Here is a 14,690-nt window from a genome sequence, read left to right as displayed (position 1 = left end):
ATGGCAGCCCCCCTGCTCGGCGTGACATCCCTCTCGGTTGGCATTCGGCGCAAAGGCCGCTCCGACACCGTCATCGTCGACGACGTCTCGTTCGAGATCCCGGCCGGCGAACGCTTCGGCATCGTGGGCGAGTCCGGTTCGGGAAAATCGCTGACGCTTCGGGCCATCGCCGACCTGCTCCCCAAAGGCGTCGAAGTGTTGTCCGGCAGCATCCGCTACAACGGCGCCGAGCTCGTCGGAATGCCGACAGTTCAACGACGCAGGCTGATGGGACCGGAGATCGCCATGATCTTCCAAGAGCCCATGACCGCTCTCAATCCCGTGATCCGAGTTGGCACGCAGATCGCCGAAGGTCCTCGACGCTACCTTGGTCTCTCGAAGAAGGCCGCAATGGACCTTGCCATCCAGATGATGGCCAAGACGGGCATCCCCGACCCTGCGCGCCGAGCCCGAGCCTATCCTCACGAGCTCTCCGGCGGTCTGCGACAGCGGATCATGATCGCCATGGCCGTGTCCTGCGGGCCACGACTGCTGCTCTGCGATGAGCCGACCACTGCTCTCGACGTCACCGTTCAACATCAGGTTCTCAGGCTGCTGGAGAGCCTGTGCGCCGACAACGGCACCTCGCTCGCCTTCGTCTCCCACGATCTCGCGGTCGTCAACCAGACCTGCACGGACCTCGCGGTCATGTACTCCGGCCACATCGTCGAGTCGGGGAAGGTCAAAGAGATCCTTCGCGCACCCCGGCACCCCTACACCAAGGGCCTACTCGATTCGGCACCCGACTTCGATCAGCCAGACAGGCGACTCGTCTCGATCCCGGGATTCCCCCCCAACCTCGCCGCCCGACCGAGTGGTTGCCCGTTCGCTCCGCGTTGCAGCTTCGCCGTCGACGCCTGCCTCATGGCGATGCCCCCCACGTTCGAGATCGCGCCCGGCCATGAGACCGCCTGCATCGAATCAGAGCGCATTTTCGAGAGGAGCGCGTCATGAGCGAACTGTCTGTCCTGAGAGTCGCGGACGTGACCAAGCAGTACCACTTGCCGACCACGATCGTCTCGAAACTGCTGCACAGCAAGAACGAGCACACCGGCCTCACCGCCCTCGACGGCATCGAATTGCAATTGAACAAGGGCGAGATCCTCGCGCTCGTCGGAGAGTCGGGATCCGGCAAGTCGACCCTCGCCAAGATCCTCGTCGGCTCGACGGCGCCGAGTTCTGGCGAGATCGAGTACAACGGCTCGCCGATCCCGTCACGCAGAGACAAGGCGGACAGCCGTCGCATCCAGATGGTCTTCCAAGACCCGTATTCGTCGCTCAACCCCCGGATTCCGGTCGGGTCGATGCTGCGCGAACTACTGCTGCTGCACAAGATCGTGCCCAGGAACGAGGTCCGGAGCGAGAGCATCAGGCTCCTGAACCTGGTCGGCCTCGAGGAGGACGCCTTGGACGCGTACCCCAACCAGTTCTCCGGCGGTCAGAGACAGCGCATCGCTATTGCACGAGCACTCTCGGTACGCCCAGATGTCCTGATCGCCGACGAGCCCGTCTCGGCGCTCGACGTCTCGGTGCAAGCGACGATTCTCGATCTCTTCTCCGAACTGCAGCGAGAACTCGGTCTCAGCATCCTGTTCGTCGCCCACAACCTGGCGGTCGTGCAACATCTCAGTCAGCGCGTCGCCGTCATGTATCTCGGCCGGATCGTCGAGGTCGCGGAGACCGCGGAACTGTTCAAGAACCCCAAGCATCCATACACACGCGCCCTCATCGAGTCCATCCCCCGCATGTCGGCGGAGAGTGTCAACGACGAGTTCCAGCTGGAAGGCGAACCCCCGAGCCCGTTCGACGTCCCCGCCGGTTGCCGCTTTAACCCTCGCTGCCCTTGGGCGGTCAGTTCCTGCCGCGTGACTGATCCGAGATTGATCCCGATCTCGCCCCGGCATGAGAGCGCGTGCCTCCGCGCAGACGAGCTGGACGACCCTCGCGGCACGGCAGCGGCGATCAGCACCGCCTGAGAGCCGTCGTCAACTCGCCCGCAACCATCGCCTACAACATCCGCCAAGCAGGAGGTCGCTAATGCCCCGTGACGAAGAAGCCATCGCGGCGCCCCGTTCCCTTCAACTCGTGGAAACCGAGCCCCGCAACGGCTACGCCCTCGCCCTACACGGCGGTGCTGGCGGACGAATCCACGAGCTCGTCTCCGAAAGCCGCACATCGTTCGAGGACGGACTCGGCGCCGCATACGAAGCGGGTACGACGATCCTTCGAGCGGGCGGAACCGCGCTTGACGCCGTCTGCGCGGCCGTCGAGCAACTGGAGAACAACCCCCTCTTCAACGCCGGACGAGGAGCAGCGCTGACCGCGGATGGCCGCGTCGAACTTGATGCGGCCGTCATGGACGGAGGAAGCGGGTCCGCCGGCGCGGTCGCCGTGTCGCGGTTCGCGAAGAATCCCATACGCCTCGCACGCACGGTGATGGAGCGCAGCCGCCATCTCCTCCTGGTCGACCCGAGCGAAGAACTAGTCCGCACCTGGGAGCTCGACAGCGCAACGCAGGAGTACTTCATCACCGACGCCCGAGTCAAGCAGCTCGCGCGTATTAAGACGCGGCAGGCCGCGGCCCCGCGGCACGGCACGGTCGGAGCGGTGGCACGCGACCGTGCCGGCAGTGTCGCTGCAGCGACCTCGACAGGCGGCATGGCTGACCAGCAGGAGGGTCGCGTGGGCGACTCTCCAGTTATCGGGGCAGGAACCTACGCCCGCAATGGTCTTGCGGCGATCTCCTGCACCGGCGATGGCGAGGCCTTCATCCGGGGCGTCGTCGCCTACGACATAGCAGCCAGAATGCGATACCTGGGCGCAGGTCTGGCAGACGCGGTGCGCTCGACCATCGAGACCGAGTTGACTGCGAAAAACGCGAGCGGCGGCCTCGTCAGCGTCGATGCCGACGGGCGCGTCGTCGTGGCGCACAATTCGCCGACGATGTTCGCGGCCTTCGAGGACGACGGGCGCCTCATCCTCATGACGTAGTCCGCGGTAGGGGGCGCAGGAATACCGTGCTCTCAGCCGTTGGCCACGAACAGAAAGCAACTTGATATGACAGTGAATGACGAGATCTTCGCCCGCATAGGCGAACTCAGCCCGGCCGAGAAGAAGGTCGCTCGAGCGCTGCTTTCGAGCTACCCGAGTTCCGGTCTCGGCAGCGCGGCGACACTCGCCAAGTCGGCGGGCACGAGCACACCGACGGTGCTGCGCCTCATCGCGCGACTCGGCTTCGGCAGCTACCCGGACTTCCAGCGTCGGCTGCGCGAAGAGATCACGCACCACATGAGCAGCCCGGTCAGCCGGACGGAGCAAAGTCATCTCGAGCCCACCGAGTCAGGTCTCTTCCAAGACGCGATCAACGACAAGATCGCACTCGTCGAGGCTCTGTCCGGCAGCGTTCCCCCGAGCGAGTTCGACCACGCGGTGCAGGTCCTCGCCGCACGGCCCCGTCACGTGACGGTCTCTGGCGGCTACTTCACCCGCTACTTCGCCATGCTCTTCGCCAGCCAGCTCGATCAGGTGATCCCGAACGTCGACTACATCCAGGAGCCGTTCGGACACGACGTCGGCCGCTTCCTGCGGCTGACGTCGGGCTCCGTGGCCATCATCCTCGATTTCCGCCGCTACGAACTCGCCTCGAAGGTGACCGCCGAGGCGGCCAAGGCACAGGGCGCCAGCGTGATCGTCATCACCGACCAGGAATTGTCGCCAGCCGCGGATAGCGCTGACATCGTGCTGCCCGTGACCGTCGGCGGCGTGCCGTTCGACTCGGTGGTGGGCCTGGTGGTGCTCCTCGAGGCCCTGCTCGAAGGCATTGTGCTCGCGACAGGCGAACGCGGCATCGCCCGCATGAAGCAGTGGGAAGACTCTGCGCACATCGCACGCGCGTACAGCCGGTCGGCGGACATTGATCTGACGAAGTGACAACACAAGCAAGAAGGAGCGACAACACCATGGCAGAACTCGACGGATTGACCGCAGTCGTCACCGGAACCGCGCAAGGGATTGGACGCGCGATCGCCGACAGGCTGGAGAAGGCAGGAGCTACCGTCCATCGGGTCGACAAGGACACCGTCGACCTTAGCGACGCCGCAGCGGTCGACCGCTACTTCGCCTCGATCGGGGACCTGGACATCCTTGTCAACGACGCCGGCGGCGTCGTCGGCCAGACGCACACCCCGATCGACGAATTGGAGGATGCCGCGTGGGATGCGGTCATCGCCGCCAACATCACCACCACGAAGAACTGCACGAGAGCCGCAGCTCGCATCATGAAGAGGCGCGGCTACGGGCGGATCGTCAACATCTCCTCCGGTGCAGGTCGCAGCGTCAGCCTCACCGGCATCCAGGCCTATACCACCGCCAAAGCCGGCCAGATCGGCTTCACGCGTCAGATGGCGCACGAGCTCGGCCCTTACGGCATCACCGTCAACTGCATCTGCCCGGGATTCGTCCTCTCCAATCCGACTACCCAGGCGCAGTGGGAGAGCTACGGCGAAGACGGCCAACGCGCGCTGCTGGAGCGCATCGCCACACGCAAGACGGGCAAGCCCGAGGACATCGCTCGAGGAGTCGAGTTCTTCGTCTCTCCGGCGGCCGACTGGATCAGCGGGCAGACCCTCTCGATCGACGGCGGCCACTCCCTGTTCTGATCTCTGACACGACCGGGAGCACAATGATGACAGATACGACACAGGCGGACGACGCGTCGGAGCAGCTCGCGCGACTCGGGGAGCGCTACTTCCAGACTCAGCACCGCTATGACCCCTACAACGCCACGCTGCTCGGCTTGACCGAATTCGATCATCTGCCGGGTAGCGCCGACGCCGAGGCGTCCGAGCGTGCGGCATCCGAATTCGCCGCGATCGAGAAAGAGGTGGCCGCACTCGACGGCGCCGAACTCAGCGACAAGGATTCGGTCGACCGCAACGTCCTCGCCAGCCTGGTGCACGGCGCGCAGCAGGACGCGGAGCACTCGCTGTGGGCGGCGAATGCCTCCGCGAAGAGCTACGTGAGCCGCCAGGCCCTGGTGTTCCAGGCCGTGCCCGCGATGACGGCGAATACGGCGGATAGCGCCGAGCGCTATCTCGAGCGGCTCGCCGGTATCGGCGCTCAGTTCGACAGCGTCGGCGAGCGCTACGCCCTCGAGGCCTCCCACGGCAGAGTGCCGACGACTCTCGGCGTACGCCACTCGATTCAGCAGCTGGAAGGCTATCTCGCGCTCGGCCTCGAAGCCGATGTGCTGCTGGCACCCGCGCGCGCCTCTCGCGATGCGGCAACGCTCGAGACGGCGACCGCGGTCGTCGAGAGCACGATCAGACCGGCGATGGCCGGGCTCGCGCAGCGGTTGCGGGCCGAGCTCTTGCCAATCGGTCGACCCGACGATCAGGTCGGGATCAATCAGATCCCCGGCGGAGAGCAGGGTTACCTGGCCGCCGTCGCGAGACACACCACCTCGGAATTGACCCCTGCTGAGATCCATCAGATCGGACTCGACGTTCTCGATGAGATGAAGACGGAGTGGACCGAGATCGGCCTCGGAGCCCTCGGCGAGAGGGACTTCGCGGTGATCGCCGAGAGGATGCGCTCGGACCCGGCTCTGCGATTCGAGACGAGCGAGCAGATCATCGGCGTGGCCGAGTCGGCGCTGGCTCGCGCGAACTCCGTGCGCGACCGCTACTACCCCGCTTACGACATCCCCGACTGCGTGATCGAGGTGATCAATCCCGTCGAAGCCAAGAACACGGCGATGGCGTACTACCGGCCGCCGGCCGCCGACGGCAGCCGGCCCGGAGCGCACTGCCTGCTCGCCACCGACCCCGGCGATCGGTATCGCTACGAGTACGAAGCGCTCGCGTTCCACGAGTCGGTGCCCGGCCATCATCTGCAGCTGGCAACCGCGCAGACCCTCGACATCCCGCGTTACCGACGTTACCTCGATGTCGAGGCCTGCAGCTTCAACGAGGGATGGGGTCTCTACTCAGAACAGTTCGCCGATGAGGCGGGCCTCTACAGCGATGACGTTGCGCGGCTCGGGATGCTGTCATTTCGGGCGCTCCGCGCCTGTCGGCTCGTCGTCGATACGGGGCTCCACTACTACGGATGGTCTCGCCAGCGTGCGATCCAGTTCATGTGGGACCACACGGCGACGACGACGACGCATATCACCAACGAGGTCGACCGCTATATCGCCTGGCCCGGCCAAGCGCTCGCTTACATGATCGGTCGTCGCGAGATCCTCCGTCTTCGCCAGGACGCGCACGACGCGCTCGGCGACGCCTTCTCCATTGCCGACTTCCACGGTGTGGTGCTGGGCAGCGGAGCCGTTCCGCTGACGGTGCTCGCCGACAACGTCACCCGCTGGCAGACCTCGGTCTCGACGCGATCCTGAAAGGAATTATTGTGGACATCACCATCAACGGCTGCCGATTGAACATCGAAGCCTTCGGACCGGAAGATGCGCCGGTGCTCATCGCGCACCACGGCGGCGGCGGAATCGGATCGCTCGCCGAGCCGAAGGCGACGTTCGGCACGCTAGCTGATCGCTTCCGCGTCATCGTCTTCGACTCGCGGGGCTGCGGCCTGAGCGAGGCCATCGGCCCTTATTCTCACGAGCAGTGGGCGTCCGACGTCGACGAGATCCGGAAATGGGCCGGAGTCGAGAAGGTAGTCGTGGCCGGCGGCTCCTACGGCGGATTCATCGCGCTGGAATACGCAGTGCGCTATCCGGAGCACGTCTCAGCCCTCCTGTTGCGCGACACCTCCGCCGACGGCAGCAATCTGGAACTCGCATTCGAGAACGCCCGCAATCAGGACAGAGTCGAGATCAACTGGAAACATTTCAACAGGTACTGGTCCGGCAATGTGCGCGACGACGCCGAGCTCAAAGCGCTGTGGGCCGAGCTGATTCCCCTGTATGACTACGAGTACGACGAGGCTCGCTCGAAAGCGGCGGTCGAAGCGGGTATCTACCGCCACGAGGCGCACAACGCCTGCTTTCAGCTCAACTTCCCCAGCTACGACCTGAAGCCGTACTTGCCCGGCATCGCGGTACCCACTCTCGTGACCGTCGGCCGCGGTGACTGGGTCACCCCGGTGAGCGCATCGGAGACCATCGCACGGCTCATCCCCGACGCAGAACTCGTGGTCTTCGAGAAATCGGGGCACTCCCCTCAAATCGAAGAACGCGAAGAATTCCAGCGCGTCATCCGCGAATTCCTGGACCGCAAGGCCCTGACCTCGACATCCGCGTGAACGCGCCAATGAGAAAGAGACCGAAATGAAGCTCACGATCATCGGCGCCGGCGCCATCGGTGGAACCATCGGTGCCCGCATGTTCCGCGACGGCCACGACATCACGCTGTGCGACGCGGACCCCGCCCACGTAGCAGCCATCCAGCGCGACGGGCTGCGCATCGAAGGACCGGTGGAAGAGTTCGTCGCGCGCGTACCCGCGATCACTCCCGATCAGCTGCCCGACACCATCGACCGTGCGATCGTCGCGGTCAAGAGCCTGCACTCGCAGTCCGCAGCCGAGTTGCTGCGCCATCGCCTCAACCCTGACGGCTACGTCCTTACGGTGCAGAACGGACTCACTGCCGGTGCTCTTGTCGATGCAGTCGGGTCGGAGCGCGTGCTCTCCGCCTTCGTCAACTTCGGTGCCGACGTGATGGGCCCCGGCCGGGTCATGCAGGGGAACGTCGGCACCTTCCGCGTCGGCGAACTCGGCGGACACGCGATCACCGAGCGGGTACGCGAGCTCGCGGACGCTCTGCCTTACGCCGAGCCGACGGATAACGTGCTCGGCTACCTCTGGGGCAAGGAGGCGTATGGAGCCATGCTCTGGGCCGGCGCCGTATCCGATCTCTCGATCGCCGAGACCCTCGAAGCTCCTCGGTATCGCCCCGTCATGATCGCGATCGCCAAGGAAGTCCTCGCGCAGGCCCCGGTGCCCGTTGAGAGCTTTGACGGGTTCGTCCCCGACGATCTGGAGGGCTCGCTTGACCGGCTGGCCGAATTCAACCGTAAGAGCGCCAAGAGTCACAGCGGTATCTATCGCGATCTGATGGTGCGGAAGCGCAAGACAGAGGTCGACGAGGTGCACAAGGACTTCCAAGGCCCCATCTTCGATCGGGTCGTCGAGCTGATCCACGACATCGAGGAAGGCCGACGCACTTGCGAGGCCGCGAACCTCGACGAGCTGGCCGACTTCGTGGCCGGCCTTCTGACCGCAGGAGGCCGCTCTGACGATATGCGAGACGACTCTGCAGTGAGCGGGCCGCGATGGGCCGACCGGAACGATCCCGGGTCTACGCGATGAAAATCCTCGACGTGCTCACGGTGCCTGTGCGCACCGGCTTCTTCTCCGATGACCAGGCTGCCATTCGCGCCGGGGCGCAGCACGACGGCTTTGGGTACGCCGGCGCACCGGTGACGCCCGGTTTCACCCGTGTGCGGCAAGCCGGCGAAGCGTTATCCGTCATGCTCGTACTCGAAGACGGAGTGATCGTCCATGGCGACTGCGCTGCCGTCCAGTACAGCGGCGCGGGCGGTCGCGACCCCGTGTTCTCCGCGGAAGCCGCCGCCGCGGTTATCGAGGAGCACGTCAGCCCGCTGTTACGCGACCGCGAACTCACCAGCTTTCGTGAGGAGACGGCCAGAATCAACGCGGTGAGGACGTCATCCGGCAGGCTCCACACCGCAGTGCTCTACGGCGTCAGCCAGGCGCTTCTCGCGGCAGTCGCCCACCTGAGGCGAGTGACGATGGCAGAACTCATCCGCGACGAATACGACACAGGCGTCGATCTGGTTGCCGTGCCGATCTACGCCCAGACGGGCGACGACCGCCGTCTCAACGCCGAGAAGATGATCATCAAAGGCGTGGACGTGCTCCCCCATGCGCTCATCAACACGCCCGACAAGCTCGGTCGGCACGGCGAGTTTCTCGCAGATTATCTGCGCTGGCTGATCCGCCGCATTGGCGAGCTGCGCCCGAACACCGAGTACCGGCCGCGCATTCACGTCGACACCTACGGGACGATCGGACTCGCTTTCGATGGGGACGTCGAGCAGGTGGCAGATTATCTCGCCGAACTCGGCCGGATCTGCCTGCCGTACGAGCTTACCGTCGAGCATCCGATCGATGCGGGGGGACGCGATGCGCAGATCGCGCGCTACGTGGACCTCCGGGCCGCACTGCACGCCCGCGGCTCCTCCGTCAAGATCGCGGTCGACGAGTGGTGCAACACCCTCGATGACATCCGCGAGTTCGTCGTAGCAGGCGCTGCCGACGTCATCCACGTGAAGACCCCCGACCTCGGCGGCGTCGACCAGACCATTGAGGCGCTGCTGTTGGTGAAGGACGCGGGGCTCGAGGGCTACTGCGGAGGCACCTGCAACGAGACGGATCGCTCGGCGCAGGTATCGGCACACATCGCAATGGCGTGCGCAGCGAGCCAAGTGCTCGCGAAACCCGGAATGGGCGTCGATGAAGGCCTCATGATCGTCGGCAACGAGATGGCCCGCACTGAGCTGCTCGTCGCCACCAGGACCGCGCGATAGATAGGAACACCATGAAAATTTATGACCGGAACTGGATGCAGATCGAGGAGTACCTGAGACACGACGATCGCATTGTGCTGCCGACGGGCTCGACGGAGCAACACGGCTATCTGTCGCTCGGAACCGATGCAATTCTCGCCGGGCGCGTAGCAGAGGAGGCCGCCGAGCCGCTCGGTATACCGGTCCTCCCCGCCCTGCCCTTCGGCATGGCGCCCTACTTCACGGAGTACCCCGGCAGTATGAGCCTGAGGATCACCACCTACATTGAAGTGATCCGCGACCTGCTCGACGTCCTGGCCAATCAGGGCTTCCGTCGCATCGCGATCGTCAACGGGCACGGTGGGAACGCGCCAATCACCGGGCTGATCCGCGAGTGGCTTAGCGTTCCACGCCAGACCAACGCCGAGGTCCTCTTCCACAGCTGGTACAACGCCCCGAAGACTGCGGCGGCAGCGAACGTCTTCTCGGAGACCCAGCTGCACGGTGCATGGGTCGAGAACTTCCCGTGGACGCGCGTCGAAGGAACGACAGTGCCCGGGGGCGGCATCCCCCCGATCCCGCGTGCGCTCACCGCCGTGCTCTCCCGCAGCGAAATGCGCCGCATCGCGCCGGACGGTAGCCATGGAGGCGACTACGGTCGGCCGGACGCCGACATGCAGCAGGTGTGGGATGCAGGCGTCCTCGAAGTCCGCGAGGTGCTCGAGACGGGCTGGAGCAAGAAATGAGCGCCAACCTCGACTTCGAGAGCCCGGATCGGCTGATCGCCGAACTTGGGGAATACGTTGCGATCCCCAGTATCAGCCGCAGCGCGTCGACCGAGACTATGCGCGCGGCGGCCGAGTGGGTCGCAGCACGTCTCGCGTTCGCCGACGGACGGGTCGTCGAGACCGACGGCTTTCCTGTCGTGCGCGCGGATTGGCTCGGCGCGCCCGGTGCGCCGACGATCCTCGTCTACGGGCACTACGACGTGCAGCCGATCGGCAACTCCGAGGAGTGGCGCACCGACCCCTTCGAGCTGGACATCGACGGCGGAGTCGTAAGAGGGCGGGGCGTCTCGGACGACAAGGGTCCCGTCTTCCTCGTGCTCAAGCTGGCGCAGGCCTTCCAGACGCAAGAAGGCGGCCTTCCACTCAATGTCAAGTTCCTCATCGAAGGCGAGGAGGAGATCGGCAGTCCCAACCTGCCCGCCTATGTCCGCGAGCACTCCGACGAGTTGGCGGCGGATCTCGTCATCTCGGCCGACGGCGCTCAATGGCGCCCCGGCGAACCTTCGCTCTCAATCGCCTCGAAAGGCCTCGTCGGTCTCGATATCGTCGTGGACGGGGCGGCCATTGACCTGCATTCGGGTCGCTTCGGCGGAACCGTCGCCAACCCGGTGCACGCCCTCTCGACAATCCTGGCGAGCCTTCACGAGCCAGACGGCAGGGTCGCCGTCGACGGCTTCTACGAGGGCGTGGCCGATCCGAGCGGCGAACGCCGTGCCGAGATCGCAGCCGTGCCCTTCGACGACGAAGGTTACAAAGCCGATCTGGGCGCGCCAGCCTTGTTCGGCGAGGCAGGCTTCACCACGCTCGAGCGGCTGTGGGAACGGCCCACGCTCGAAATCACCGGCGTCATCGGCGGTGGCAAGTACTCGGTGATCCCCCATACCGCGACAGCGCACGTGTCATGCCGGTTGGTCGGCGCGCAGGACCCGGACCGGGTACTCGCATCGATCGCCAGGCACGTGCGGAGCATCCCCGTCGAGGGCGTCACCGTCCAACTGATCGAGGACGCGGCGCGTGTGCCCGCCTATCACATCGACGCAACGCATCCGGCCATCGGCGCCGCGGCCGATGCGCTGCGCACCGTATATCCGGATCAGGACGTGCTCCTCGCCGTGATAGCCGGCACCCTTCCCGCAACCACGCTCTTCGAGGACGCCTTGGGAGCGAAGACCCTCTTCTTCTCCTTCTCCACGTCCGACGAGAACCTCCATGCGCCCAACGAATTCCTGCGCGTCAAGCGGATCGCCGAAGGGATGCGCGCCTGGGAGAGCCTGTGGCGCATGCTGGCGGGCGGCGAGCACGCCCTGGAACCGCATCCCTCGAAAGCGAAGGCCATGAGATGAGCGAATACAGATCGTACGACTATCTGGAAGGCGAGCTGCGCCTTCCGCGCGACCCGCTGGCTCCTGAGTTCGGCCGCGTTCCGGCGTTTGGCGGCGACTTCACTCCGGCCGAGATCTATCGGGCCGAGCAACTGTTGGCGAAGATTGTCGCGGTGAGCCTGCACGACCATCCGGTGATCTTCCCCGCCAACATGGCCGACACCCCTGCCTACAACCGGACGGGGAGGCAGTTCACGGCCTTCGAGGGACTGCGTCGTTCGGGACTCACCGTCGTGTTCGACAACATGATGGACGGTACTGCGATGGTCACGGGTAACACGCCGTGGCAGTGGGACGACGTCGTGACAGACCTCGGCATGCGCCAGGCCGACATCGCGCACCAGCGCGATGTCGTCGTCATCCGCACCCTGGCTGACATCGAGGCGGCGCATCGCGACGGCAAGATCGGGCTCGTCTTCGGACTTGAAGCCGCGACCCCGATCGGCAATGACCTCGACCGGCTCGACATCCTCTATGGGCTCGGCATCCGCCAGATCGGCATCGCCTACTCGGAATCGAACGGACTGGGCGCCGGGCTCACCGAGACGGCAGACTTCGGGCTCACCGATTTCGGACGCGCGGCGGTCCGGCGCATGAACCAACTCGGACTTGCCATCGACGTGTCACACTCGTCCGATCACACTGGAATCGAGGCGGCCGACGCGTCCTCGGTGCCGATCTTCATGACGCACGCTGGAGCGAAAGCGGTCTGGGACATCCCCAGGTTGAAGTCCGACGATGCTCTTCGCGCCGTCGCCGCATCCGGCGGGGTGATCGGAATGTCGGCAGCGCCCCACACCACGATCTCGCACGCCCATCCTGCGCACAGCATCGCGTCCGTGATGGATCACTTCCAATACTGCCTCGAGTTGGTGGGCATCGACCATGTCGCGTTCGGCCCCGACACGCTATACGGCGATCATGTCGGCCTGCACACGACATTCTCGGCCCTTCTCGGCGCAGCCGCGGCCACCTCACTTCCGCACACCAGGGTGCCCTACGTCGATGGTCTTGAGAACCCTAGCGAAAGCTTCCATAACATCGCAGCATGGCTCGTTCACAATGGGTTCTCCGATGACGAGATCACCAAGGTGCTGGGCGCGAACATCCTGCGGGCTCTGGGGGACATCTGGGCATGACCGACGAGGCGGGTCGCCTCGGAACGAATGTCCGGTGGCAGGGTCACGCCCGCAACAGCCCTGGATATCGCCGCATCCTGATCGCACTGTTTGTCGGAGGCGTGGCGACCTTCGCGCAACTGTACTCGTTCCAGGCGGTTCTGCCGCGGATTGCGCGGGAACTGAGGTTGGATGCTGGCAGCGCGGCTCTCACCGTCTCCATGGCGACTATCGGTCTTGCCCTCGGCGTGATCCCCTGGTCTGTGGTCGCCGATCGCATCGGCAGGGTGCAGGCGATGACATTCGCGATCTGCGCCGCGTCTGCTGTCGGTCTCGCGGTGCCGTTCGCGCCGAGCTTCGGCTTGATGCTCGGCGGCCGGGTCTTGGAAGGCCTGATGGTCGGCGGACTCCCCGCCATCGCCATCACCTATCTCGTCGAGGAGATCGAGGCGAGGAGCACTACGCGGGCCGTGGGAGTGTACGTCGCCGGAACCACCGTGGGCGGTCTGACCGGGCGTCTCCTGGCCGGCCCGTTAGCCGAGCTGGTCTCGTGGCGCACGGCGGTATTCGCTGTAGCAGTGCTCTGCGCTGTCGCATCCGTCCTGTTCCTGCGACTCATACCCCGGTCGCGCAGGCCGACCCCGGCCGTGCAGCCGCACGCGCTGCGAGGGCTGTCGGCGCAGCTGGGCCGGCATTTTCGCTCACCTCGTCTTCTCGTAATGCTCGCTCAGGCTCTACTGCTGATGGGCGGCTTTGTCGCGATGTACAACTTCGTCGGCTTCCGGCTGTCGGCCGCGCCTTTCGAGCTTCCCCCAAGCGTCGTCAGTCTGGTTTTTCTCGCCTATCTCGCCGGTACATGGTCGTCGGTGCAGGCTGGAGTCCTTGCCGCGCGGTGGGGCCGATTGCCGGTTCTGATCGTCTGCACCGCAGTGATGATCATCGGCGTGTGCGCAACCACCCTCGACGCGCTGGTCGCCGTGCTCATCGGCATCGTACTGACGACGCTCGGATTCTTCGGGGCACATTCGATCGCGTCGGAGTGGGTCGGGCACGAGGCCATCGCCGACAGAGCTCAGGCGTCCTCGCTCTACAATCTCTTCTACTATGCGGGCTCCAGCCTGTTCGGCTGGTTCGGCGGAGTGCTGTATGCGAGTTCCGGGTGGCCCGCGACAGCCGGGATGATCATGTTCCTGGCTTTCGCCGCAGGCCTGATGGCCTTGTCGGCGCTGCGAGGACCAGGACCGGCAGAGCTCCAGCAAGCTCGTCGCGATCGAGGCTGACGCATGGGTTCCGCTGCGCTTTCGGCTGGAGCCGTCCGCAGTCCGGCTGTCGCGATTCGGCCGGCAGCAAGAACGTGGGGATTCGATCGCTGGCCTCGAGAGCAAGTCGCACGACCGCGTCGTGCACGTGTGGGCGCTGGAGGATCTCTCGACGAGGCTTGCCCGGCACGGGCCTCAGCGTCGGGGTGGCCTCCTTGTCCGTGTAGCGCAGCACCAAACGAGTCATATCGGAGTTCGCAGCCGCTTCATGGGCGTACCGGCATCTGGCCAGCGAACCGAGGTAGGCCATCGCCCGATGACCGGCGCTGAGAAGACGCAGTTTCACGGGTGTCGACGGCGCTCGAAAGCCCGGCCAAAACGACGTCTGGGCGTGATGCAGCCGTAGGTGACAGTTCTGTTAGGCCGCGAGCTCTCGCGGCTGGCTCATTCTGTCCTCGTACTCGATCGGGGTCAATCCGCCGAGACGGTCTTGCTCGCGCTGCCGGTGGTATTTCCGCTCGATCCACACCACGATCGCCAGGCGGAGCTCCTGGCGGG

At 65.3% G+C, this 14,690-nt stretch carries 14 protein-coding genes and 1 pseudogene; 13 read left to right on the top strand and 2 right to left on the bottom strand.

The features are described from left to right. The 13 genes from M7D61_RS03360 (at position 1) to M7D61_RS03300 (ending at position 14,153) form a co-directional block, all read left to right on the top strand. Positions 1-993, top strand: coding sequence for an ABC transporter ATP-binding protein (locus M7D61_RS03360; protein ID WP_298227600.1), 993 nt, complete (start codon positions 1-3; stop codon positions 991-993). Beyond that, positions 990-2,015 (top strand): ABC transporter ATP-binding protein, encoded by a 1,026-nt coding sequence (locus M7D61_RS03355; protein WP_298227598.1) that lies wholly within the window; start codon positions 990-992, stop codon positions 2,013-2,015. The genes M7D61_RS03360 and M7D61_RS03355 overlap by 4 nt, the downstream gene beginning before the upstream one ends. A gap of 61 nt (positions 2,016-2,076) precedes the next feature. Next, positions 2,077-3,030: an isoaspartyl peptidase/L-asparaginase gene (locus tag M7D61_RS03350; RefSeq protein WP_298227596.1), complete on the top strand. Its 954-nt coding sequence runs from the start codon at positions 2,077-2,079 to the stop codon at positions 3,028-3,030. A 66-nt stretch (positions 3,031-3,096) separates the two neighbouring features. Beyond that, a complete protein-coding gene (locus tag M7D61_RS03345) occupies positions 3,097-3,969 on the top strand; it encodes a MurR/RpiR family transcriptional regulator (protein ID WP_298227594.1) in 873 nt (290 codons plus the stop codon). 29 nt (positions 3,970-3,998) lie between these two features. Further along, positions 3,999-4,697, top strand: a complete 699-nt coding sequence (locus tag M7D61_RS03340; protein WP_298227592.1) for an SDR family NAD(P)-dependent oxidoreductase — start codon at positions 3,999-4,001, stop codon at positions 4,695-4,697. 26 nt (positions 4,698-4,723) lie between these two features. After that, positions 4,724-6,436 carry a DUF885 domain-containing protein gene (locus tag M7D61_RS03335; protein ID WP_298227590.1) on the top strand — a complete coding sequence of 571 codons (1,713 nt, stop codon included), beginning with the start codon at positions 4,724-4,726 and terminating at the stop codon, positions 6,434-6,436. Between the two features lie 11 nt (positions 6,437-6,447). After that, a complete protein-coding gene (locus M7D61_RS03330) occupies positions 6,448-7,299 on the top strand; it encodes an alpha/beta hydrolase (RefSeq protein WP_298227588.1) in 852 nt (283 codons plus the stop codon). A 25-nt stretch (positions 7,300-7,324) separates the two neighbouring features. Beyond that, positions 7,325-8,365, top strand: coding sequence for a 2-dehydropantoate 2-reductase N-terminal domain-containing protein (locus M7D61_RS03325; protein ID WP_298227586.1), 1,041 nt, complete (start codon positions 7,325-7,327; stop codon positions 8,363-8,365). Then, complete coding sequence (locus M7D61_RS03320; protein WP_298227584.1) at positions 8,362-9,606, top strand: methylaspartate ammonia-lyase; 1,245 nt, start codon at positions 8,362-8,364, stop codon at positions 9,604-9,606. The genes M7D61_RS03325 and M7D61_RS03320 overlap by 4 nt, the downstream gene beginning before the upstream one ends. Positions 9,607-9,617: 11 nt before the next feature. After that, positions 9,618-10,331, top strand: a complete 714-nt coding sequence (locus tag M7D61_RS03315; RefSeq protein WP_298227582.1) for a creatininase family protein — start codon at positions 9,618-9,620, stop codon at positions 10,329-10,331. After that, on the top strand, positions 10,328-11,716 hold the full coding sequence (locus tag M7D61_RS03310) for a M20/M25/M40 family metallo-hydrolase (protein WP_298227579.1): 1,389 nt from the start codon (positions 10,328-10,330) through the stop codon (positions 11,714-11,716). Before M7D61_RS03315 ends, M7D61_RS03310 begins: the two co-directional genes overlap by 4 nt. Continuing rightward, positions 11,713-12,894 carry a membrane dipeptidase gene (locus tag M7D61_RS03305; protein ID WP_298227577.1) on the top strand — a complete coding sequence of 394 codons (1,182 nt, stop codon included), beginning with the start codon at positions 11,713-11,715 and terminating at the stop codon, positions 12,892-12,894. Before M7D61_RS03310 ends, M7D61_RS03305 begins: the two co-directional genes overlap by 4 nt. Next, entirely contained in the window at positions 12,891-14,153 is a 1,263-nt protein-coding gene (locus tag M7D61_RS03300; RefSeq protein WP_298227575.1) for an MFS transporter, read from the top strand. Before M7D61_RS03305 ends, M7D61_RS03300 begins: the two co-directional genes overlap by 4 nt. Here the strand turns inward: M7D61_RS03300 and M7D61_RS09845 are convergent. Next, entirely contained in the window at positions 14,056-14,478 is a 423-nt protein-coding gene (locus M7D61_RS09845) for a hypothetical protein (protein WP_366083711.1), read from the bottom strand. The genes M7D61_RS03300 and M7D61_RS09845 overlap by 98 nt on opposite strands. Before the next feature lie 72 nt (positions 14,479-14,550). Beyond that, a pseudogene (locus M7D61_RS03295) lies at positions 14,551-14,690 on the bottom strand (IS3 family transposase); the annotation flags it as partial.

This window comes from Gryllotalpicola sp. (assembly GCF_027352875.1).
Taxonomy (GTDB): Bacteria; Actinomycetota; Actinomycetes; order Actinomycetales; family Microbacteriaceae; genus Gryllotalpicola.
The sequence above is the reverse complement of the archived record's forward strand: the minus strand, read 5'-3'. Positions and strand labels throughout refer to the sequence as shown.

What these genes read in the sequence shown, in the direction of transcription:
- M7D61_RS03345 (WP_298227594.1), top strand. Translation starts at nt 3,097, where the DNA reads ATGACAGTGAATGACGAGATCTTCGCCCGCATAGGCGAACTCAGCCCG.
- M7D61_RS03355 (WP_298227598.1), top strand. Translation starts at nt 990, where the DNA reads ATGAGCGAACTGTCTGTCCTGAGAGTCGCGGACGTGACCAAGCAGTAC.
- M7D61_RS03350 (WP_298227596.1), top strand. Translation starts at nt 2,077, where the DNA reads ATGCCCCGTGACGAAGAAGCCATCGCGGCGCCCCGTTCCCTTCAACTC.
- M7D61_RS03305 (WP_298227577.1), top strand. Translation starts at nt 11,713, where the DNA reads ATGAGCGAATACAGATCGTACGACTATCTGGAAGGCGAGCTGCGCCTT.
- M7D61_RS03340 (WP_298227592.1), top strand. Translation starts at nt 3,999, where the DNA reads ATGGCAGAACTCGACGGATTGACCGCAGTCGTCACCGGAACCGCGCAA.
- M7D61_RS03335 (WP_298227590.1), top strand. Translation starts at nt 4,724, where the DNA reads ATGACAGATACGACACAGGCGGACGACGCGTCGGAGCAGCTCGCGCGA.
- M7D61_RS03310 (WP_298227579.1), top strand. Translation starts at nt 10,328, where the DNA reads ATGAGCGCCAACCTCGACTTCGAGAGCCCGGATCGGCTGATCGCCGAA.
- M7D61_RS03325 (WP_298227586.1), top strand. Translation starts at nt 7,325, where the DNA reads ATGAAGCTCACGATCATCGGCGCCGGCGCCATCGGTGGAACCATCGGT.
- M7D61_RS03360 (WP_298227600.1), top strand. Translation starts at nt 1, where the DNA reads ATGGCAGCCCCCCTGCTCGGCGTGACATCCCTCTCGGTTGGCATTCGG.
- M7D61_RS03320 (WP_298227584.1), top strand. Translation starts at nt 8,362, where the DNA reads ATGAAAATCCTCGACGTGCTCACGGTGCCTGTGCGCACCGGCTTCTTC.
- M7D61_RS03300 (WP_298227575.1), top strand. Translation starts at nt 12,891, where the DNA reads ATGACCGACGAGGCGGGTCGCCTCGGAACGAATGTCCGGTGGCAGGGT.
- M7D61_RS03315 (WP_298227582.1), top strand. Translation starts at nt 9,618, where the DNA reads ATGAAAATTTATGACCGGAACTGGATGCAGATCGAGGAGTACCTGAGA.